19 protein-coding genes and 3 pseudogenes are annotated in these 20,269 nt (G+C 69.3%); 10 read left to right on the top strand and 12 right to left on the bottom strand.

What is annotated here, in order from left to right:
- Positions 1–68 precede the first annotated feature (68 nt).
- The 4 genes from CLM62_RS43260 (at position 69) to CLM62_RS43275 (ending at position 3,888) form a co-directional block, all read left to right on the top strand.
- The gene (locus CLM62_RS43260; protein ID WP_095755364.1) at positions 69–1,007 is read left to right on the top strand and encodes an ATP-binding cassette domain-containing protein; all 939 of its coding nucleotides are present in this window, start codon (positions 69–71) and stop codon (positions 1,005–1,007) included.
- A complete protein-coding gene (locus tag CLM62_RS43265) occupies positions 1,004–1,849 on the top strand; it encodes an ABC transporter permease subunit (RefSeq protein WP_095755365.1) in 846 nt (281 codons plus the stop codon). The genes CLM62_RS43260 and CLM62_RS43265 overlap by 4 nt, the downstream gene beginning before the upstream one ends.
- A gap of 108 nt (positions 1,850–1,957) precedes the next feature.
- Entirely contained in the window at positions 1,958–3,226 is a 1,269-nt protein-coding gene (locus CLM62_RS43270) for a sensor histidine kinase (RefSeq protein WP_095755366.1), read from the top strand.
- On the top strand, positions 3,223–3,888 hold the full coding sequence (locus tag CLM62_RS43275) for a response regulator transcription factor (RefSeq protein ID WP_095755367.1): 666 nt from the start codon (positions 3,223–3,225) through the stop codon (positions 3,886–3,888). The genes CLM62_RS43270 and CLM62_RS43275 overlap by 4 nt, the downstream gene beginning before the upstream one ends.
- A 246-nt stretch (positions 3,889–4,134) precedes the next feature.
- Here CLM62_RS43275 and CLM62_RS43280 read toward each other — a convergent pair whose 3' ends face one another.
- Complete coding sequence (locus CLM62_RS43280) at positions 4,135–4,722, bottom strand: helix-turn-helix domain-containing protein (RefSeq protein WP_095755368.1); 588 nt, start codon at positions 4,720–4,722, stop codon at positions 4,135–4,137.
- Between the two features lie 116 nt (positions 4,723–4,838).
- On the opposite strand from CLM62_RS43280, the pseudogene CLM62_RS52840 reads away from it, so the two are divergent.
- A pseudogene (locus tag CLM62_RS52840) lies at positions 4,839–5,057 on the top strand (EamA family transporter); the annotation flags it as partial.
- A gap of 178 nt (positions 5,058–5,235) precedes the next feature.
- Here the strand turns inward: CLM62_RS52840 and CLM62_RS53350 are convergent.
- Entirely contained in the window at positions 5,236–5,427 is a 192-nt protein-coding gene (locus tag CLM62_RS53350) for a hypothetical protein (RefSeq protein ID WP_179382469.1), read from the bottom strand.
- A gap of 103 nt (positions 5,428–5,530) precedes the next feature.
- On the opposite strand from CLM62_RS53350, the gene CLM62_RS43295 reads away from it, so the two are divergent.
- Positions 5,531–6,238, top strand: coding sequence for a B3/4 domain-containing protein (locus CLM62_RS43295; protein ID WP_095755369.1), 708 nt, complete (start codon positions 5,531–5,533; stop codon positions 6,236–6,238).
- Positions 6,239–6,471: 233 nt separating this feature from the next.
- On the opposite strand, the gene CLM62_RS43300 is transcribed toward CLM62_RS43295, so the two are convergent.
- From CLM62_RS43300 to CLM62_RS43310, 3 genes are all read right to left on the bottom strand, one after another.
- Positions 6,472–7,452 carry an SGNH/GDSL hydrolase family protein gene (locus CLM62_RS43300; RefSeq protein WP_257004424.1) on the bottom strand — a complete coding sequence of 327 codons (981 nt, stop codon included), beginning with the start codon at positions 7,450–7,452 and terminating at the stop codon, positions 6,472–6,474.
- A 49-nt stretch (positions 7,453–7,501) separates the two neighbouring features.
- Positions 7,502–8,677 (bottom strand): amidohydrolase family protein, encoded by a 1,176-nt coding sequence (locus CLM62_RS43305; RefSeq protein WP_095755370.1) that lies wholly within the window; start codon positions 8,675–8,677, stop codon positions 7,502–7,504.
- 356 nt (positions 8,678–9,033) lie between these two features.
- Positions 9,034–9,972 (bottom strand): LysR family transcriptional regulator, encoded by a 939-nt coding sequence (locus CLM62_RS43310; RefSeq protein ID WP_095755371.1) that lies wholly within the window; start codon positions 9,970–9,972, stop codon positions 9,034–9,036.
- A 436-nt stretch (positions 9,973–10,408) separates the two neighbouring features.
- On the opposite strand from CLM62_RS43310, the pseudogene CLM62_RS43315 reads away from it, so the two are divergent.
- Both CLM62_RS43315 and CLM62_RS43320 read left to right on the top strand, forming a co-directional pair.
- Positions 10,409–11,256, top strand: a pseudogene (locus tag CLM62_RS43315) (class I SAM-dependent methyltransferase).
- 210 nt (positions 11,257–11,466) lie between these two features.
- Complete coding sequence (locus tag CLM62_RS43320) at positions 11,467–12,696, top strand: PLP-dependent aspartate aminotransferase family protein (protein WP_095755372.1); 1,230 nt, start codon at positions 11,467–11,469, stop codon at positions 12,694–12,696.
- 193 nt (positions 12,697–12,889) lie between these two features.
- Here CLM62_RS43320 and CLM62_RS43325 read toward each other — a convergent pair whose 3' ends face one another.
- The 5 genes from CLM62_RS43325 to CLM62_RS43345 form a co-directional block, all read right to left on the bottom strand.
- Entirely contained in the window at positions 12,890–13,987 is a 1,098-nt protein-coding gene (locus CLM62_RS43325) for a HoxN/HupN/NixA family nickel/cobalt transporter (protein ID WP_095755373.1), read from the bottom strand.
- Between the two features lie 148 nt (positions 13,988–14,135).
- Complete coding sequence (locus tag CLM62_RS43330) at positions 14,136–14,444, bottom strand: nitrile hydratase accessory protein (protein ID WP_095755374.1); 309 nt, start codon at positions 14,442–14,444, stop codon at positions 14,136–14,138.
- Positions 14,445–14,490: 46 nt separating this feature from the next.
- Positions 14,491–15,114, bottom strand: a complete 624-nt coding sequence (gene nthA, locus CLM62_RS43335; protein ID WP_095755375.1) for a nitrile hydratase subunit alpha — start codon at positions 15,112–15,114, stop codon at positions 14,491–14,493.
- Positions 15,111–15,863: a nitrile hydratase subunit beta gene (nthB, locus tag CLM62_RS43340; protein WP_095755376.1), complete on the bottom strand. Its 753-nt coding sequence runs from the start codon at positions 15,861–15,863 to the stop codon at positions 15,111–15,113. The genes nthA and nthB overlap by 4 nt, the downstream gene beginning before the upstream one ends.
- On the bottom strand, positions 15,860–16,384 hold the full coding sequence (locus CLM62_RS43345) for a DUF1097 domain-containing protein (protein WP_218835670.1): 525 nt from the start codon (positions 16,382–16,384) through the stop codon (positions 15,860–15,862). The genes nthB and CLM62_RS43345 overlap by 4 nt, the downstream gene beginning before the upstream one ends.
- Before the next feature lie 591 nt (positions 16,385–16,975).
- On the opposite strand from CLM62_RS43345, the gene CLM62_RS43350 reads away from it, so the two are divergent.
- Positions 16,976–18,061, top strand: coding sequence for a GlxA family transcriptional regulator (locus CLM62_RS43350; protein WP_257004425.1), 1,086 nt, complete (start codon positions 16,976–16,978; stop codon positions 18,059–18,061).
- Between the two features lie 466 nt (positions 18,062–18,527).
- On the opposite strand, the gene CLM62_RS43355 is transcribed toward CLM62_RS43350, so the two are convergent.
- Positions 18,528–19,178 (bottom strand): hypothetical protein, encoded by a 651-nt coding sequence (locus CLM62_RS43355; RefSeq protein WP_095755377.1) that lies wholly within the window; start codon positions 19,176–19,178, stop codon positions 18,528–18,530.
- A gap of 144 nt (positions 19,179–19,322) precedes the next feature.
- On the opposite strand from CLM62_RS43355, the gene CLM62_RS43360 reads away from it, so the two are divergent.
- Positions 19,323–19,907: a TetR-like C-terminal domain-containing protein gene (locus CLM62_RS43360; protein WP_179382470.1), complete on the top strand. Its 585-nt coding sequence runs from the start codon at positions 19,323–19,325 to the stop codon at positions 19,905–19,907.
- Positions 19,908–20,055: 148 nt separating this feature from the next.
- Here the strand turns inward: CLM62_RS43360 and CLM62_RS43365 are convergent.
- Positions 20,056–20,269 (bottom strand): annotated as a pseudogene (locus CLM62_RS43365) (hypothetical protein); the annotation flags it as partial.

Genomic DNA, 20,269 nt, shown 5'->3' on the forward strand with positions numbered 1-20,269 from the left:
CCGTAGGGCGACGCAAAAACCGACCGCCTTGCAAGAACCTTGAGTCCTCAACAACTCGGAGGTGGATAGTGATCGACGTGAACAACCTCAGTAAGAGGTACGGGGACAAGCTGGCGGTCGACGCGCTGAGCTTCACCGTACGTCCTGGAGTGGTGACGGGATTTCTCGGTCCCAACGGGGCGGGCAAGTCGACGACGATGCGGATGGTCATGGGTCTTGACCGCCCGTCGTCCGGAACGGTCCGCGTCAACGGCCGCCCCTACGAGCAGCACAAGGCCCCATTGCAGGAGATCGGGGCGCTGCTGGAGGCGAAGGCGATCCACCCGGGACGCTCGGCCTATCACCACCTGCTCGCGCTGGCGGCGAGCAACGGCATCGGCAAGCGGCGGGTGCTGGAGGTGATCGACATGGTCGGCCTGACGGAGGTGGCCCGCAAGCGGGCGGGCGGCTTCTCGCTGGGCATGGGGCAGCGGCTGGGCATCGCCTCCGCACTGCTCGGCGACCCGCACATCGTCATGCTGGACGAGCCGGTCAACGGCCTCGACCCCGAAGGCGTGCTGTGGATCCGCAACCTGCTGAAGGACCTCGCGGACCAGGGGCGGACCGTCTTCGTCTCCTCCCACCTGATGACCGAGATGGCGTTGATCGCCGAGGACCTCATCGTGATCGGGAAGGGCCGGCTGCTGTCCGCGGGTCCGCTCGCCGACTTCGTCGCCCAGTCCTCCAGCCGCAGCGTACGGGTACAGTCGCCGCAGGCCGCGGCCCTGCGTGACCTGCTGGTGGGTGACGGCGTCTCGGTCACCAGCAGCCGGCCCGGCGTGCTGGACGTCCAGGGGCTGGAGGCCGCCGAGATCGGCGAACGCGCCGCGGCCGCCGGGCTGGTCCTGCACGAGTTGTTCGTTCAGGAGGCATCGCTGGAGGAGGCCTTCATGGAGTTGACTCGCGACGCCGTCGAATACCACGCCTCCACCACCGAGTTCGCCACCGCCGGAAGGACGAACCGATGAGCGCCACCGCCCTCGACACACAGGACACACAGAAGACGACCGGGACCGCCGGTCGGCATGCGGGCGGTCTGCGGGTGACCTTTCCGCGGGTCGTCCACATGGAATGGATCAAGCTGCGGTCGCTGCGCTCGACGCTCTACACGCTGGCGATCACCGTGGCCCTGGTCGTCGGCCTCGGGCTGCTGTTCAGCAGCCTGGTCGGCTCGGGAGACGGCCCAGGAGAGGATGATTTCGGTGACCCCACCTCGATCAGCCTGGGCGGGGTGATGCTCGCCGCGCTGGCCGTCGCGGTGCTCGGGGTACTGATGAGTGCCGGCGAGTACGCCACCGGGTCCATCCGCGCCACGCTGTCCGCGGTCCCCTCACGCCTGCCGGTGCTGTGGGGCAAGGTGATCGTCTTCGCCGTGGTGAGCTTCGTGCTCATGTTCGTCGCGGTCCTGGGGGCCTTCCTGGCCGGTCAGTCGGTCCTGTCCTCCCGCGGTCTGGACACCACCGCGCTGTCCGATCCGGGGGTGTTCCGGGCGCTTGTCGGCGCGGCGGTCTACCTGACCGGTGCCGGGCTGATCGGCCTGGCGGTCGGCGTCCTGCTGCGCAACACCGCGGGAGCGATCACCCTCGTGGTGGGCGCGCTGTTCGTGGTGCCCGGCCTGGTCCAGCTACTGCCGAGCAGCTGGAACGACGCCATCGGCCCGTACCTGCCGTCGAACGCGGCGAATGCGGTCATGACAGTGCAGACGGCAAGTGACTCGCTGTCACCCGGGTCCGGGCTCGCGGTGTTCGCCGGCTACATCGTCGTGCTCCTGGCCGGCGCGGCCGTGATGCTCAAGCGACGCGACGCGTGAGCCCGGTTGCCGCGGGCCCCCCGCCAACCCGCTCTTACGCGTTCAGGCGTGAGGACGGGCCGCCACATCCGCCCGAACCAAGGATCCGTACGAAGGAACGGTGAAGCCGTGATCGGACCGGCGTCGCTGCGACGGGTGACCGGCGCTCACCCGCGCCTGCTGGATGCCGCCCTCGCCACCCTCGTGGGCGGTGCCGGCATGCTGCCCCTGCTGCTCGGACAATGGCCCGACGGCGAACGACCGACAGACGCCGACGCCGTCGCCGCGGGGGCAGCGTTCCTGCTTCTGCTGGCCCGCCGCCGGGCACCGCTGCCCGTCCTGGCGCTGACCGTGCTCGGGGAGGTGGCCTTCACCGTCCTCGCGTCGTATCCGTCGCGGGTGCTGAAGATCGCCGCGTTGATCGCGGTCTACACCGTGGCCCGAACGGTCCGCCGGCGGATCGCCTTGATCGCCGTCTCGGGCACCGCCCTCGCCCTGTACGCCGTCATCACCTATGCGACGGATTCGGCCGCCGGCCCGGAGGCCGGCGCCGTGTTCGCCTGGACCGGGATGTTCGCCGCCGTCGGGGGCACCGTACGCACCTGGCACGACTACGTCGCCGCGATGGAGGAGCGAGCGCTGCGGGCGGAGGCGAGCAAGGAAGAAGAGGCCCGCCGCCGGGTCGCCGAGGAGCGGCTGCGCATCGCCCGGGAACTCCACGACGTGATCGCCCACCACATCGCCCTGATCACCATTCAGGCGGGCGTCGCCGGGCACTTCCTGCGTGACCGGCCCGACCAGGCCGACGCGGCGCTAGGACACATCCGCGACGGCGGCCGTACCGTCCTGGACGAACTGGGATCGCTGCTGCACGTACTACGACAGTCCGGCGACGAGACGGACGAGACGCAACCGTCCGAACCCGTCCCCGGCCTGTCCCGCCTCGGACGGCTCCTCGAATCGCTGACCGCCGCCGGGCTGAGCGTCCGCCACCGGCAGGCCGGCCACCCGCGCCCCCTGCCGACCGCCATCGGTCTGGCCGCCTACCGCGTCATCCAGGAGGGGCTGACCAACGCCCACAAGCACGGCGCGAACGCCGAGGCGGACCTGCTCGTCGACTACGGGCCCGACGAACTGCGCATCCGGATCACCAACCTGCTGCACATCGGCCCGTCCCCGGCGCCGGCCGCGATGGGCACCGGACACGGGCTGACGGGCATGCGCGAGCGCGCTCACACGGTCGGCGGCAGCCTCCATGCCGGAGCGGGTGTCGACGGTCGTTTTCGCCTCGATGTGCGTCTGCCACTGCCCGAAGCCGGACCACCGACCGACACTCGCACGTCGGATCGGTCCGGTACGGGCCTGCGCGCGACCGCCACTCAGGGGAGGCAGGGATGACCATCCGTGTTCTGCTCGCCGACGACCAGGCCCTCGTCCGTACCAGCTTCCGCATGATCATCGAGTCGGAGCCGGACCTGGAGGTCGTCGGAGAAGCGGCGACCGGCGAAGAGGCAGTCGGACTGGCCCGCACCACCCGTGCCGACGTCGTGCTGATGGACATCCGGATGCCCGACATGGACGGCCTCGCCGCCACACGCGCCATCTCGGCGGACGAAGACCTCGCGGGCGTACGAGTGCTGATCCTGACGACCTTCGAAGCCGACGAGTACGTCTTCCAGGCGCTACGCGCCGGGGCCAGCGGGTTCCTCGGAAAGGGCGTGGAGATCTCCCACCTCCTCGACGCCATCCGGCTGATCGCCCGCGGAGAGGCGCTGCTGTCACCCAGGGCGACCAAGGCACTCGTCGCCCAGTACCTTGCCACACCCGACAGGACGAGCACTCCGGCCCCGGAGCTGACGAGCCTGACCGAACGCGAGCGCCAAGTGCTCGTCCTCGTGGCCGCGGGCCTGTCCAACGACGCCATCGCCGAGCAGCTCCATGTCTCGCCCTGGACCGCCAAGACCCACGTGAACCGCATCATGACCAAGCTGGGCGTCCGCGACCGCGCCCAACTCGTCGTGATCGCCTACCAGACCGGCCACGCCCACCCCGGCGGATAAGCGACCACGTCGGTGTGAGGTCACGGCGCCGTCGCCAGGCCGGGCGGAGGCTGCGCGGGGTGGTGGATGGGGACGGTGCCGTGCGACAGGGGCAGGCCCGTGCCGCGGGTGGCGTGGGCGATGGTCTCCGCGTGGGTGACGCCGGCTTCCTGCTGGTCGCCGACCTGATGAGCGGATGCGGTATGCGCAACGGCGAGGCATTCGTAAGTCGACCCGCCACTTGAGCATCTGACGGCGCCGCGCCGGTCAGGTCGTGGAAGCGGCGGGACCGGGCGGCAGGTGGACCGTCATGATCAGGCTGCAGGTCTCGGTGCCCGAGCCGCGGTACGTGTGCGGGGCATCGCCGTCGAACGTGGCGGTCTGTCCGGCTTCCAGGGTGTGTTCGGTGCCGTCGACGACCAGGGTCATCCGACCTGAGGTGACGCTGACGGTTTCCACGACGCCGGCCTGGTGGGGATGGCTGGGGTATTCCTCGCCCGGTTCCAGTCGCCAGCGCCAGACCTCCACAGGAGCCGGGCCCGAGGTCGTCAGCATGAGCCGGGCCTCACTTCCCCGTTCTCCGGTCCACAGTGGTGCCACAGCGTCGGCGGCCACGACGCGCACGCGGCCTACCGGCGGTCCCTGCATCAGGGCGGACACCGAGATGCCGAGGGTGTCGGCCAGCCGGACCAGGGTCGCCAGATTGGGGTTGCCCTGAGCCTTCTCCAATGCCACCAGGGCTCCCTTGCTGACCTGGGCGCGTCGGCCGAGTTCCTCAAGGGACAGGCCCGCCCGGGTACGGGCCGCCCGGACGTTGTGCGCGACCGTCCGCAGGGCTGCGGCTGTCTCGGCCATCTGATCTCCATCCTCACCACTGACCACTTCAATGCACCGCGCGGTCGTTCGGTTGACACCGACCGGTCGTTGCGTTGTACGGTGCGGTCGTTCCAATGAATAGTAAGGGATGTGCTGTGATCGCTCTGCTGCTGGCCCTGGGCAGCTCACTCGCCTATGGATGCGCCGAACTCCTCGGCGGCCTCGGCCCCCGTAAGGCTCATGTGCTGCGTACTGTGATGATCGCGGCCCCGGCCTCTCTCGTGGTCGAGCTGCGGCTGTGGCCGGTCCTCGGCGCCTCCTGCTCGCCCGCGGCATGCTCGCCGAACGCATCCAACGCGGCCGGCTCGTCGGCCTGGGCACCGGCGCCGTCGCCGTCAGCCTCCTCGCGCTGACCTGAGCAGCCCGGTAGCCCACCCCACAGCTGACGACGCAAGGAGACCAGCATGTTCACCCAGCCCCGGGACGCCGGCCTCGACGAAGCCGAATGGCAGACCTGGATCGCCGAAGGCCACGACTTCGGGCAGCTCAGCGTCAATGGCCTCCGTCGACGACCCCGAGGCCAAGGCAGAACTGCTGCGCCGCCAGCTCACCCGCTTCCAGCCCGACGGTGACCACGCCCCCGTCGCCGTCGACCTGCCGCCGTACGGCCGGATGCTGCCCGGCATCCGCGGCCTGCGCCTGGAAGTCACCGACATACGGGCCAAGTTCAAGTACGACGACCACAAGCACACCAGCAGCGCCGCCGCCTGGACCGCATCGGCCCCTGGAAGCCCTGACACCCGCCCCCACCGCCCACGCCCGGACACAGGAAACGGAAACCCCGCCCATGCCCGCCTTCCGCATCACCCCCGCCGTCGCGGATGCCTTCCCCGACACGCTCATCGCCCTGGTCACCGCCACCGGCCTGCGCGGCCAGGACCCCTGGCCCCACACCACTACAGCCCTGGAAGATCTGGAGCAGCAACTCGCCGACGGCACCTGGCACCCCGCCGACGAGACCGACCCCCGCATCGAGGCCTGGCACACCGCCTATCGCTCCTTCGGCACCAACCCCCGCCGCATCCGCCCCAGCGTCGACGCGCTCGGCCGCCGCCTCGCCAAGAAGGGAACGCTGCCGCGCATCAACCCGGCCGTCGACTCCTACAACGCCGTCTCGGTCCGGCACGGCCTGCCCGCCGGCGCCTTCGACCTGGACCACGTCACCGGCGACGTCGACATCCGATACGCGGACGGCACCGAGCTCTTCACCCCGCTCGGCGAACCCGACACCGCCGAAACCCCTAAGCCCGGCGAAATCATCTACGCCGACACCACCGGCGTCCTGACCCGCCACTGGAACCACCGCGACGCCCACCGCACCCGCGTCACCGAGGACTCCACCCACGTGACCTTCGTCCTCGAAACCCTCCACGCCACCCGCGACGGCGCCCTCCTCAAGATCGCGGCGGAGGAACTACAGGGCCTGCTCGCCCCGCACACCGCACAGACCGCCGTGCACTACCTCAGCCCGGCACAACCCCAGACCACCACCTGAGACCTCCACACCCACGGCGTGGGGCTGCTGATTGCAGCAAACTCACGGACAGCGTCGCTGAGCTGAGCCGACGGGCCCCGACGAGGCCCGTCGACAGTTGTGGCACAGCGCCGCGGTCAACACCTGAGCGCCCCGCAGGGTAGCGGTGGTGCCGGTGGGTTCCTGACGTTGCTGCATGCCGACTGCACGTGATCACGTGTACAGCGCGCGTCCACGACAGCCGGCGTGCTGCTCTACCAGCGGGTCTGCGCCAGGTTGGCGTTCGTCTTCGGGTGGTTCCCGCGGGTGTCCTGCGCGTTCCCGGAGTTCGCGTGACCGGGCTGCTGGGGTATGCCGCTCGGCGGCAGAACCGCCGCGAAGGTGCTTGCGATCACCTGGTGGCCAAGAGGGTTCGCGTGGGGGTCCCGCATGGTGCAGGCCCAGGTCAGTCGGCAGATGGTGGCCACGTTCGCGGGTACCTCGCCGTAGCCGGGCACACTGACGGGGGTGACATCGTCCGAGGAGAAGGCTCCGGCCACGTCCGCGACCTTGAATCCGGCGGCGGCGTACACCTGCGAGATGGCCCCGTTCTCGGACTTGACCAGGCCGACGGAGCCCTGGGCGGTCTGCTGCCCGGCGGAGCCGCGGAGCCATTGCGCCAGGAACGGGTTGTAGTACGTCGCGCCCGCGTACTGCGTGCCTTGCGTACCCGCCTGGCGCAGTGCGCGCGTGATCTCAGCCAGGTTCTTCGGGATGGCCTGAATGGCGGGGTTCACACAGTTCTGGTCGATGGCGCCGGTCGTGTCGTCGGCGCATTCCAGGATGTCGTTGGCGCCGATGTTGATGGTCACGTAGCTGACGTGGCCGCGGTGCTTGGCCAGGGCCTTCACGGCGGCGTCCAGCTGTGACCTGGCGTTCGGGTAGTGGCACGTACCGCCCTTGAGCAGCGAGGCGGTGGTCTCCCCGGTGCAGCCGAGGCGGATGTGCTTCAGGCCTGGCTGACGCTGCTTGAGCTGTGCGTAGAGCTGGTCGGTGTAAGCGATGCGGGTGTCCTGGTTGACGTCCGGCTGGTAGCCGGAGGCAAGCGAGTCACCGAGGGAGATGTAGTACGCGGTGGCGTCTTTGCCGCTCTTCGGTGAGTCGGCGGCGGCCACACCGGGCGCGCTCAGTACGACAGCCAGGGCGGCGGCGACGAGTTGGGACGACTTGTGCGGGGTCCACGCTGTTGTGCTCATCGGTTGCGTGTGCTCTTTCTTCTGTTTTTTTTGCGGGGGTTTTGGGGGCTCAGCGCACACGGTGACCTGCCCGGTACACCGCGCGGATGTCGGCGACGGCCGAGATGTCGTCGATGGGGGAACTCCCGAGCACGAGGAGGTCGGCGTCCGCACAGGGGAGCAGTACGCCCTTGCGTCCCGCCCGGCCCACCGCTTTGGCGGCCTCGGCGGTCGCGCAGCGCAGCACTTCACGGTTCGACATCCCCAGCTCGGCGAGCTGCATCAACCCGTATGGGTAGACGCCGTGCGGTTTGCCGGGACTGATGCCTGAGTCGGTTCCGGGAACGACCCGGGCACCCGAGGCGATGACCTTGGCCACGATGTCCATCAGGGCTGCGAAACGAGCGACCACGGCCGGAGGAGTCGGTGCCTTGCCGGGCCTCATGCCCACCGTGAGGCTGACGAACGTTCCTCGCCGTACGACCTCGTCCAGCACTTCCTGCCGCAGGCCGACGCCTTCTGGAGTGAAGAAGGAGAAGTGCTCGATGGTGTCGAAGCCGGCGTCGACCACGTCCGCGATCGCCTGGACGGCGTGGGCGTGGGCGGCCACGCCGAGCCCGAGCCGGTGCGCCTCGTCGGCGATCAGTCGCAGGTCGGACCGGTCGTACTGCTGGTCGAGGGCGCTGGAGCCGGGAGTCATGGCGCCGCCGCTGGCCATCACCTTCACCACGTCGCAGCCGCGCTCGGCGCGTTCGCGTACCGCGGCCCGCAGCGCGTCGGCCCCCTCGGTCTCGCCGCCGAGGAACCAGCAGTGGCCGCCGTGAGCGGTGATCGGCGGGCCCGCGGCAACGATGTCGGGGCGCTGCGTGGGCGGCACCTGCTCCCGCAGCGCGAGCGTGAGGTAGTCGCGGTCGCCGAGGTCCCGGACGGTGGTGACCCCCGCCGTCAGCGTGGTCGCCGCGGCCGCGCGTGCGGTCTCCAGCACGGTCTCGTGGTCGTCGGTCGTCACATGCGCCACGGCGTCGTCGGTGCCGTCCCAACACAGATGCACGTGCGCGTCGATCAGCCCGGGAAGCAGCCACGCGTCCGGCCCGAAGTCCGTCACCGTCGCGTGCTCCGGAGGTGCCGCTCCCGTGAAGTCCACGTCACGGATCACGCCGTCCTCGACCAGCACCATGCCCGATTGCCTGACGTCCACGCCGTCGAAGACGTGCCCTGCCCGTAGCGCCAGCAGCTCGCTGCGCATAACAGTCATCTCCAAGAAACCGCAAAGTGGGGGGATAAGCTCAGTTGTTGCTGAGCAGGCCGCAGGCAGATGCGCCGTACCGGTCGTTGGGACAACACGGACGACTCGTCGTGCGTCAATGGCGTGCCCGCGTGTCCAACTCTCGCCGCTGACCAGGCGTTTGGGGAACGAGAGATCGCTGATGGCGGGTATAGAGGAGATCGATACCGTCGTGCAAGCCTGATCTCGGGAGCTTTGGGACCGGCTGAAGCCATGGATGCGCTGCCACAGGGGCACAGCGCGATGTTCAAGTCCACCATCCGCCGCAGGCTTCCGCTGCGCTCGTCCCGAGCAGCGGCACGCAGGTTGATGTCCGATCAGCTCTGCGGTGTGTCGTGCGATGCGATCTGTGCCGTATCGGCGGCGACCAGTCGGCCGGCCTCGACCGCGGTCTTCCTCAGCCAGATGTGCGCGGGGTCACGATCGTGCAGGGGGTGCCACCACAGGGATTCCACCAGCCGCCCCCTGCCGAACGGCAGCTCGACAACGGCCGCGCCGCAGCCGGCGGGGAAGAGGCGGGCGGCGCGTTCCGGGACCACTCCCACCCGGTCGGTGCCGACGATCAGGAACGGCATGGTCAGGAAGTTCTCGATGGCGATCTCGACCCGCGGTTCGATGCCCTGGGCGTGCAGCCCGTGCAGGGGCGAGAAGCCCGTCGCCGGGAAGTGGTAGGGCAGCACCCAGGGACGTGCGGCTAGTGCCTCCGGGGTCAGCGGCGCGGAACTGACCGTGTCGGCGGAGACTACGCACACCCAGCGATCCTCGTACAGGTCGATGGCCGGGGCATTCGCCAACAGGCCCTGCGCCAGCAGCATGCCGTCAACGGTGCGCAGATGCTCCGGTGCGTGGCGGACGATGTGCGGGGTGTTGTGCTCGAACCGCAGCCGCACCCCCGGTGCCGCCTCGCGCACCAGGCCGGCCAGCGTCCGGCCGAAGGTGGCCAGATGCATATCGGTCACCACCAGGGTGAATTCGCGCCGTGCGTGGGCGGGTTCGAAGGCGGGGCGGGTCTGGAAGACCCGGTCCGCCGAGCCGAGCGCCTGCGCCGTGTGCGCGGCCAAGCGCTCGGCCAGCGGGGTGAGCTCGTACGCGTTCCCCACTCGGGTGAGCAGTTCGTCGCCGAAGTGGCGGCGCAACCGGGCCAGCGCGGCACTCACGGTGGGCTGACTCAGACCCAGCCGCTGAGCCGCCCGGGTCACACTGCGCTCCTGCAACAGCGCGTCCAACGGCACCAACAGGTTCAGATCCAGACCCACGCCGCCAGGCCTCCGCGCACTATTGCTGTTGTCCATGGCCAGCATAGGCGGTCTCGGATGTCCGAAACTCCTGGCGAGCGGCGGGGATTGGGCCCGCAGGCACGCCGGACTGGATGGGCGGTTGGAGCTGTTGGCCGCAGTAGCGGCCGCTATTGTGGACGCCCACCGCGTCGCACCGAGGCGGAGCCGCATGGCTGCCGGCCGATCGCACGGCTCTTCGAAGCCGTCACCCGGCGCTGGCTCAGCCTCCTGCACGACAACCTCGCGGCGGTCGCGGCCGACACCCGGTCATCAGCGCCCGAACGGTGGCTCCCAGGTGGCTCGGCGATGTCGAGAACACCGCAGCTCTGGGCCTGGTCTTGCAGGTGTCCGGACAGCTGTGCGGAAAGATTGAAGACAAAAGCAAAGTGGCGCGTGCCCGCATTACGGTGGGCACATGCCGCCGATACCGGAGCAGTCAGGCCCCTCCGAGGACGAGTTTCATTCACACCGACACGTGGCGGAGTCGTTCGGTGTGGACGCGAGCGTTATGACCGGACGCGGCCCCGCTATCCCGACGCCCTGGTGGAGCGGATCGTCGCCGCCAGTCCTGGACCCGACATCCTGGACGTCGGCTGCGGTACCGGCATCGCCGCCCGGCAGTTCCACGCCGTCGGCAGCCGGGTGCTCGGCGTCGAGCCGGACGGCCGCATGGCCGAGTTCGCGCGGCGCAGCGGGCTCACGGTCGAAGTAGCGACCTTCGAAGCCTGGGACCCTGTCGGCCGGACCTTCGACGCGGTCGTCTCCGGGCAGGCCTTGGCACTGGGTGGACCCGGTCGTCGGCGCGGCCAAGGCGGCCCGCGTACTGCGGCCCGACGGCCGGCTGGCGGCGTTCTGGCACGGTTTCCAGCTTCCCCCCGACCGGCGGACGCCTTCGCCGCGGTCTACCAACGGGCCGTGCCCGATGTGCCGTTCGACCTCCAGTTGGTCAAGCGCCCTCTGGAGGCGTATCAGGCGACGTTCACCAAGGTGGCCGACGCGTTGCGAGAGGTGGGCGGGTTCGGTGACCCGCAGGAGTGGCGATACGACTGGCAGCGGTCCTCCACGCGCGACGAATGGCTGGACCAGCTGCCGACCCTCGCGGAGCTCACCCAACTCCCGTCGGACAAGCAGGCGCAGGTGTTTGCCCTACACCACGGTGGCCGTCACAGCGGCGCGAACCGGCGCCTCGGACCCGTTCTGACGATCCGTGCGCCGCGCGCGAGGACGTCGGCTTCCCGCTACATCACTGGCCGAAGTAGGTGATCGGCGACTCCGGCGAATCTGCCAGGCCTACGGTTTCCGACCGAGCGGTCGTTTTATTGTACTCTAGGGTCACCTTAGTGAACTGGAGTTCCCTGAAGCTTGTTGCCTGAGCGGCCTCGGGGTCATCCCGGGGCCCGTCCGACGGCAGCAGCCGGATTGCTCCACCAACCACCGGGGCACAGACCGACCACAGTGATCCGAGGAAGTCCCATGCCGAACCCGAGCACTCCGCCCTCCCGGCCCGACAAGCACGATCCGGCCACGCTCGCCTTCCAGTCCCAGGCGGTGCACTGCGGGAATCAGGCCGACGCCGGCACGGGCGCGATCCGTACACCGATCATCATGGCGAACTCCTACAGCCTGCCGGAAGACCCGTTCACGCTCGACCCGGACAATCCCGACCTGCTCGTCTACACCCGCGAGTCCGGCGCGAATCAGCTAGGGCTCCAGGCCAAGCTCGCCACCCTGGAGGGAGGCGAGGACGCGGTCGTGCTGGGCAGCGGCATGGCGGCTTTGTACGCCGCGTTCTTCACGCACCTGCGCGCCGGGGACCATGTCATCGTCTCCGATGTCACGTACAGCGCCGTGTGGCGGCTGTTCGCCGAACTGCTGCCGGTCAAGTCGGGCATCGAGGCGACGTTCGTCGACGTCACCGACCTCGATGCGGTGCGCGCTGCGATGCGTCCCACCACGCGGATCATCCACACCGAGGTCATCGCCAACCCGACCGTCAAGACAGCCGACATCCAGGCCCTGGCGGACATCGCCCATGCGGCAGGCGCGCTGCTGACCGTGGACTCCACCTGTACGCCCCCACCGCTGTTCCGCCCCCTGGAGCACGGCGCCGACCTGGTGATGCATTCCCTGACCAAGTACATCAACGGGCACGGCGACGCGATGGGCGGTGCTGTCATCGGGCCGCGGGAGCTGGTCCTCCCGATCAAGGCCGAGGCCATGATCAACGTCGGTGCCGCCATCTCCCCGTTCAACGCATGGCTGATCTCCCGCGGTTCCATCACGCTGCCGCTTCGCCTGCGTCAGCACTTCGCCGGCGCCCAGCGCGTGGCGGAGTTCCTCGACAGTGACCCCCGCGTGCCGCACGTCGCCTACCCGGGACTTCCCTCGCACCCTCAGCATGAGCTCGCCAAGCGGCAGTTCGCCGGGCAGGGCTTCGGCGCGCTGATCGCGTTCGCTCTCGATGCCGAGCACGACACCCGCAATGCCTTCGTCAACAGCCTGCGGCTGATCACCTCCGCGGTGTCTCTGGGCCACGACGAGACCCTCATCGTCTACGAGGACACCGCCGCCGACCGCGCCGCCATGTTCCCCGAGGAGTTCCGAACCCACGGCCTGCTGCGTCTGGCGGTGGGGCTCGAAGACCCCGACGACCTGATCGCGGACCTGGCCGCAGCCCTGGACACGGCGGTGCCCACGCCCTGACACAGGTCCCGGGCGGCGACGCGGAGAAGTACCGCCGGTTCGTTGCCCCAGACATGGCCGGGGCAGTGCGGCCCGTCGGCGTGCGCCTGGTGTCCGCCGGCGGGCCGCACTACGCAGCCACCTCACAAGAAGGCCCTCTCCATGACCGGCAGCCACGACATCGCAGAGGGCAACACTCGGCCTCTACCGGAGCTCAAGATCCCTGGGGTACTTCATCGGCGGCACCTTGCCGGTCGCCGTACTTCTCGGCGAGTCCGCGGTAGCGCCAGATAACGGCGGCGGAGAGCCAGGAGGCCGCGAAGACGGCGACGACGATGTAGCCGAGCAGTTCGAAGTGGTCGGCCAGGGAGGCGTAGGCGGTGAGGAATCCCCTGGTTCCGGTGGCGTCGGCCACGAGTCCCGCGACGTAGACACTGGCGATGACCGCGGCCACGGCCACGGTCATGCCGGTGGTGGCGATGTTGTAGTAGAGCCTGCGGGCGGGGCTTCGGTACGCCCACGAGTACAGGCGTGTCATCAGCATGCTGTCGGCGGTGTCGAAGGCACTCATTCCCGCGGCGAAGAGCAGCGGGAGGGAGAGCACGGCGAGGATGGGCAGGCCGGTCCCGTGCGTCGCTGCGCTGGCGGACAGGGCGAGCAGGGTTATCTCGCTGGCGGTCTCCAGGCCTAGGCCGAACAGGATCCCGACCGGGTACATGTGCCATGACGAACGGATCAGCCCGTGGATGCGGCGGCCGAGGAGGCGGTTCATCAGGCCCCGGTTGAGCAGGTGCAGTTCGAGTTCGCCCTGGTCGAGCCGACCCTCCGTCATACGCCGCCACAGACCGACGATGCCGGTCAGCACCATGAGGTTGAGCACGGCGACGAGCAGCAGGAACAGCACGGCCACGATCTGTGAGACCAGGCCGCCCACGTGACGGAAGGTGCCGATGCCCGAGCCGGCGGCGCCCGCGGCGAGCGCGACGACGAAGGCGAGGGCGAGCACCACGGTGGAGTGACCCATGGCGAAGAAGAAGCCCACGCCGACGGGTCTGCGTCCACGTTGCATCATCAGTCTGGTGGTGTCGTCGATGGCTGCGATGTGGTCGGCGTCGAAGGCGTGCCGCACCCCGAGTGTGTAGGCGAGGGTTCCGGCTCCGGCGAAGGCCCCGGCGCCGGCCGGGCCGCTCGCGTAGAAGAGGTACAGGCTCCATCCGATGACGTGCAGGGCGGCGATGACGCCGACGATGCCCGTGATGCGCAGCCGTTCGGCGCGGGTCCATCGGCCGGCGGTGATGGTCGTTGTGGTCACACACACATCCTTGGCAGGGGCACCGCGCGGTGCCGTGGGTCAGCAGCGAGAGGGGGCGGGCCGCACCCGCTGGACGTGAGTCACTTGCGGGTGCGGCCTGGCGGACGGGAGGAAACGGACGTCCTGGTGGTCCGGGCCGTGGAACGGGTTACGCCTCGAGCTGGGCGCGTATGTCGTCCTGGGCGACCAGATCGTGATCGACCAGTACGCGTTCGAGCGCGGCGAGCCAGTGCTCGTAGTACTGCCAGCTGCCCTGCTCGGCCGCGTGGGCGGACTCCCATGAGCCGATGGCGGCGATGAGCCGCTGCTGGAACGCGTCCCAGGGGTAGTGGCCGAACTCCGAAAGGGCGACGGCGACGCCGAACGCGCGGCGCTGCCAGTCGGCGTCGAAGGTGGGTGCGTTCGTGTCGGTGACGCAGCTTTCGTGCAGGGGTGCGGTGGTGGCGGTGGCCTCCATGGGATCCCCTTTCTGTGTTTGTGGTTTCTCTGTGTGCGGGTGCGACTCAGGCGGCGGGTGAAGGGACCTCGGCGATGCCGATCATCGATTCGGTGGTGACCAGGGCGGCGAGTTCCTCCTCGGTCATGCCGTCGGTTCCGGCGGGCCGCTGCGGAACGACGAACCAGCGGGAATGACCGCTGCTGTCCCACACGCGCATTTCGACGGACGGGTCGAGGTCCAGCCCCATCTCCTTGAGCACCACACGGGGTTCCCGGGCAGCTCGGGCGCGGAAGGTCGGGTCCTTGTACCAGTACGGCGGGAGGCCCAGCACGGGCCAGGGGAAGCAGGAACACAGGGTGCAGATGACCAGGTTGTGCACGCCGGGGGTGTTGGCCACGGCCTGCAGGTGCTCGCCTTCGGCACCGTCCATGCCGATGGGGAGGTCGAGTTCCGCGACCGCGGCCGGCGTGTCCTTGACTAGCCGTTCGGCGAACTCCGGATCGGTCCAGGCACGGGCGACGATCTTGGCTCCGTTGAGCGGCGTCATGTCGGTCTCGAAGTAGCCGAGCACCTTGTCGACGGTGGCGCCGGTGATCACACCCTTCTCGATGAGCAGGGCTTCCAGCGCCCGCACGCGGGCGGCGTTGCGGGCTTCGCGGTCCTCGGGGTAGCCGAACTGCACGGTCACTGCTGTTCCTCCATCACAGGGGTTAGGTAGGCCTGGTAGAGCTCGCCGTAGAGCACGGCGCCGGGTTCGGCGAGTTCTCCCCAGATGCCGGCCGGTTCGAAGCGGACGGCGTAGACGGGCATGGGCTCTCCGATGCCGTCGGGGCCGGTGGAGCAGAAGTAGCCGTAGTTTCCTTCGAAGACGCGCTCCACGGTGCCGGTGCGGCCGCGCAGGTTGCCCGGCAGCCGGGTGTGCTCGGTGGGCGGCACGTCCTTGACGGTCACCCGGTCACCGACGGCGAAAGCCGGGGACTCGGCCGGCCCCTGGCAGGGGGAGTCGCCCGCGCGCAGGTAGCGGATGACCTGGTCGTCGATGCCTTCGTCCCCGCCCCCGGGCAGTTCGAGTTCCGGCTCCTGGAGATACTCCGCGGCCTTCGCCTCCAGTTCCTCCTCGGTGATGTAGCCCTGGGAGACGAAGAACCCGCTGATGCCGCCGAGCCACTTCTCGTAGTAGCGGTACTGGAAGTAGGCGAAGGGGTGCATCGCCTCGGCGCCCTTGCGCAGGTCCGCCCAGGTCCAGATGGACGAGAGGGCGGTGGGCACTTCCTCGATCGGGTACCGGGGCACGGCGTCGCCGAGGTGGGCGCTCAGGCCCATCATCGCGACGTGGACGCCGAAGATGCGCTGCTCCCAGTCCTCGACGAAGACGCGGGGTTCGTAGCTGACACGGCCGAGGTTTTCCAGGCCGCCCAGGTGGTGCTGCAGCTTCATGACCGTCCTTCCGGGGTCGGCTCAGCGGCCGGGCGTGCGGTCATCGCGGCTCCCCAGTACTCCGAGGCGATGCCGAACACCGCGCCCAGGACCATGGACAGCGCCGCGACGAGTGCCGGGTTGCTGATGGCCGCGGTGGTGATGCCGTGGCCGGTGGCGGCCACCGTGCCCACCGTGGAGGCGAAGCCCCACACGACGGCCGGGATCTTCGACAGCAAGGGAATCTTCGACGCCTGCACCATGGCGGCGCTGCCTACACCCACGGCGACGGCGGCGACGGCGGTGCCACCGCCCAATGCGTGGATGACCAGCAGTGTCAGCGAGGCGATCACAATGCCGGTCAGGTTCGAGGCGATCGACCTCACCAGGCCATCGGTGCCGGCTCCGAGGATGAAGAAGGAGGCCCAGGCGATGAAGATGACCCAGACCGGAATGGTCAGGACGGTCGCGGTCATCAGCGTGGCGACTCCTCCGAGTACGCCGATACTGATTGACAAAGCATCTAGCTGGCGCATGGCCATAACACTCCTCTGACACCGAGTTCTTACGACTCGGCGAAAATTCGTGACCGAACATGGGCAGGCAAAAATGGCCCGCTGAGGTGCGGAAGAGGATGGGGTGCCCTGACGTGAAAGGTTCATATAAGGCCCGGCCGGCGGTACCGAATCCGGTACTTCGAATGCCTCGATTCTTGCCGCATAGCTACTGGCGGGGGCACGCTCGACCGCAGATGCCTTCGGCGCCGATTGTGTCGGCTATGGCACGGCAAGACACCAATAGGTTCCGGCCACTTTGTTTCAGTTAAATTAACTGCGACTCAACAAATGATTTCTGCTGTTGACGTTCACAGCCTTCTGATATAGACGCAGAAAAGCCACCCAAGCCTGTCGGTGAGGCATTGGGAGGCCATAGGTCGATATGAGGCTGGAACCATCAGGTCTTGGTGCGGTTAATATTCCTTCCCATCCAGGATTCAGACCCCGGACACCCGGGATTCGCTCGGCTTCCACGCTCCCGCCTTGCGGGACTGGAGCCAAGGGCTGCAGCGGACATACGAGCCACGATTACGGACACGCGGGGAAGCCCCACACTCCCCCAGAGGAGGGCGGACCATGAACCGGAACATCGCGGCAGCGGACAGCGGCACCGAACGGACGATGGTCTTCGTGCTGTACGACAAGGTGACACTGCAGGACGTGGCGGCACCGCTGGAGATCTTCGCCCGGGCCAACGACTTCGGGGCCCGCTACCGCGTGCTGCTGGTCTCGCCCACGGGGCAGCCGGTCGGGACAACCGCGTTCACCCGGCTGAGCGCGGACATGCCCGTCGCCGACGCCCCCGACTCCATCGACACCCTCCTGGTCCCGGGAGGTGTTCCGGCCGACTTCACCTTCGCCCCGGGCACGCATGACATACCGGAGGAGCTGACCCCAGACACGGTCCCCGAGGCACTGACGGCGGTCCGCGAGCTGGCGCCCCGGGCGTCGCGGATCGCCTCCGTCTGCACCGGGGCCTTCGTACTGGCCGCCCTCGGGATGCTGGACGGACGCCGAGCGACGACCCACTGGGCCCACTGCGCGCGGCTCGCCCGGGAGTACCCCCGCGTCAAGGTGGATCCGGACGCCCTCTTCGTCCAGGACGGCCCCTTCGTCACCGGCGCCGGCATCAGCGCCGGCATCGACCTGGCCCTGGCCATCGTCGAGAACGACTACGGCACCGCCCTCGCCCGCAGGGTCGCCCGCTGGATGGTCGTCTTCCTACAACGTCCCGGTGGGCAGGCCCAGTTCAGCGTCTGGTCCGAGGCCGGCGCACCCGCCACGCGCGGCCTGCGCCAAGTCCTGGACACGGTGGTCCTCGAACCCGCCGCGGACCACTCGACTGCCGCGATGGCCGCCCGCGCCGCGGTGAGCGAACGCCACCTGGCGCGGATGTTCCGCGAGGAAGTGGGCATGACGCCCGCCCGCTACGTGGAGCAGACCCGGCTGGAGGCGGCCAAGCTTCTCCTGGTGACCGGCGACGAAAGCCAGGAGTCCGTCGCACGGCGTGCCGGCTTTGGCTCGCCGGAGACGATGAGACGGATCTTCCGCCGCAATCTCGGAGTCTCGCCGGGCAGCTACCGCAGCCGGTTCCGTACCACCGGCATCGACCCCCGGGAGCCGGAGTCCAGTCAGCATGACGGATCCGGTGATCTCCTTTGATCGACCGATAACGGACCACGCAGCGGCCACGGTCAGTACCGCCGCGCTCCCTGCAGCGCGCCGCCGGGGACGCCCAGTGACCTATCGCAGTTCGGCCGAGGGATGCCAGCCCAACTTGCGGGACACGGCCAGACCGGAGGCGATCACTGCCGGCCGAACGGCCCGCGGGTCCCTGTCGGCCATGGCACCAGCCTGCTTTCAACACCTGGCTGCTGCCATCACCTTCCAGCGGTCGACCGCGCAGGTGGTGGCCGCGCCTCGGATGGTGGGTGGCAGGGTGCGGAGGGTGCGGCACTGCCCTGGCGTTCGCCTCGGCCTCGCACTCGCCTTGTTCCTCTTGCTCCTCCCCGGCGAAGTGGCCAACGACGGCGGCCCTAAACCCGACGTGAGGGCAGGGCCGGCGACGAATGAACACGGTGGGGGCGGACCTGGCCGGCCCGCCCCCACCTTGCGGGGTAGGGGGGTATTACCCCGCGTCTGTGGCGGACGCGCCCGCAGGGGCGAGGTTCGGCCCGGGCGTGTCGGCGCCGTCCTTGCTCTCCCGTTCGTCGGCCTTGCGCTCGCGCTCGGCATGCTTGCGGTCGCGCTTGTCCTTGGCCTCCTGCTTCCTGATCTCGTCGGCCGCCTTCTCCATCGCCTTCAGTTCGGCCCGCACGTCGTCGGCGGGGCGGCGTTCGAGGGCCGCGCCGTAGCGCGTGGCCAGCAGGTCCATAGCCTCCATGTCGGCCTCCTCGACCCCGGCCAGGATGACGGTGCCGCCCGGCGGGACATGCGGCGTGAAGGCACCGACGGCCTCGGCCGCTTCGGTGGCCCGCTTGTAGTCGTGGCCTCCGCCGATCAGCGCACCGATGCCCCAGCCCATCAACAGGCCGAGGGGACCGCCGAGGATGCCAACAAGCGAACCGACCAGCGAGCCGACCGCGGTGCCGCGTCCGGACTCGGTGTCCATGCCCTCGGGGAAGTGGACGGTGCCGTCCTCCATGCGCTCGATCAGGACGGCGCCGCGGACCTCGATGGTGGCGGAGGTGAGGTGCTTCAGCTCGCTGAGCGCCTGGTAGGCGGTGGCGCGGTCGGCGAAACGGAGGGCGATGGCGTTCTCGTTCATGGTCACAGGCATGAGCTGTCTCCTTGGAGCCTCAAGGGGCGGGTGAATTGCGGGGCCCGCTGCCGCGGGTTCCCGCGCCACCTGTGAGACAGTATGTATCAGAGCCAGTTTGTGAGTCAAGTCGTCTCACAAGCTGCTCGAAGGAGAGGTGCCCCGATGCCCCGCACGAACGACGACCCCCGCGCCCGCCGCAGCCGCGCCACCGCCCTGGCCGCCGCCACCGAACTCCTCGCCGAAGGAGGACCGGGACACCTCACCCACGCCGCCGTCGCCGCACGAGCCAAAATGGGCCGCGCCACCGTCTACCGGCACTGGCCCGACCTGCGGGCCCTCCTCCTGGACACCCTGACCACCGCCGCCCACCCCATGCTCACCCTGGGCCACGGCCCGGTCCGCGACGAGCTGGTGACACACCTGCAGCAACAGGCCGACTGGCTCAACCAGCCGGTCTCCGCTTCCGTCATCGCCACCGTCATGGAACGCGCGGAGCGGGACCCGGACGTACGAAGCCTGCGCGACGAGATGTTCACCCGCGCCGACGAGCACCTCACCGACGCACTCGCCGCCGCCGTCGCACGCGGTGAACTACGCGCCGGCATCGAAGAACACACCCGGGACCTGGCCTCCCGGATCCTCGGCCCCCTGCTCTTCCTGCGGCTCATGCTCGGCGCGCAGCCGGACAGGGAGACCGTGGCCGACACGGTCGACGCCGCCCTCGCGGCCTGGCAGCCGCACCCATGACAGCCGCACACAGTCCGATACCGAACGGTTCGAACAGCAGCCGACCGGCACACCCACTCCTCACGGCCGCATCCGGCCGCATCCCCCAGGAGCGCGCCATCGACGGCTGAAGCCGACGCTCAGAGCAGGGATATCCCTGCCGCCGCGCTCAGTGCCCAGTGATCACTTTCACCATCACCACGCCCGAGCCGATCGCCGCGTCCATCAGCCCCGCCACGCCGGAAAGCAGTACCCCACCGCCCATCCGCCGCCCGCCCGCGAAGCCCCAGACCGCCATCGAGGCGACGTCCACGCCGACCGCGATCCACAGCGCGGTGGACAGACCGAGGGCGCCGCCCGCCGACAGGGCGATCATCAGGAGC

Origin of the sequence: Streptomyces sp. SA15 (genome assembly GCF_002291145.1) — a bacterium.
Taxonomy (GTDB): Bacteria; Actinomycetota; Actinomycetes; order Streptomycetales; family Streptomycetaceae; genus Streptomyces.

Bases quoted from the DNA above. Each gene is read 5' to 3' on its own strand.
- CLM62_RS43345 (WP_218835670.1), bottom strand. From the start codon at position 16,384: ATGGCCATGCGCCAGCTAGATGCTTTGTCAATCAGTATCGGCGTACTC.
- CLM62_RS43355 (WP_095755377.1), bottom strand. From the start codon at position 19,178: ATGCCTGTGACCATGAACGAGAACGCCATCGCCCTCCGTTTCGCCGAC.
- CLM62_RS43295 (WP_095755369.1), top strand. From the start codon at position 5,531: ATGCCCGCCTTCCGCATCACCCCCGCCGTCGCGGATGCCTTCCCCGAC.
- CLM62_RS43360 (WP_179382470.1), top strand. From the start codon at position 19,323: ATGCCCCGCACGAACGACGACCCCCGCGCCCGCCGCAGCCGCGCCACC.
- CLM62_RS43305 (WP_095755370.1), bottom strand. From the start codon at position 8,677: ATGCGCAGCGAGCTGCTGGCGCTACGGGCAGGGCACGTCTTCGACGGC.
- nthB (WP_095755376.1), bottom strand. From the start codon at position 15,863: ATGAAGCTGCAGCACCACCTGGGCGGCCTGGAAAACCTCGGCCGTGTC.
- CLM62_RS43265 (WP_095755365.1), top strand. From the start codon at position 1,004: ATGAGCGCCACCGCCCTCGACACACAGGACACACAGAAGACGACCGGG.
- CLM62_RS43320 (WP_095755372.1), top strand. From the start codon at position 11,467: ATGCCGAACCCGAGCACTCCGCCCTCCCGGCCCGACAAGCACGATCCG.
- CLM62_RS43350 (WP_257004425.1), top strand. From the start codon at position 16,976: ATGAACCGGAACATCGCGGCAGCGGACAGCGGCACCGAACGGACGATG.
- CLM62_RS43300 (WP_257004424.1), bottom strand. From the start codon at position 7,452: ATGAGCACAACAGCGTGGACCCCGCACAAGTCGTCCCAACTCGTCGCC.
- CLM62_RS43275 (WP_095755367.1), top strand. From the start codon at position 3,223: ATGACCATCCGTGTTCTGCTCGCCGACGACCAGGCCCTCGTCCGTACC.
- CLM62_RS43330 (WP_095755374.1), bottom strand. From the start codon at position 14,444: ATGGAGGCCACCGCCACCACCGCACCCCTGCACGAAAGCTGCGTCACC.
- CLM62_RS43280 (WP_095755368.1), bottom strand. From the start codon at position 4,722: ATGGCCGAGACAGCCGCAGCCCTGCGGACGGTCGCGCACAACGTCCGG.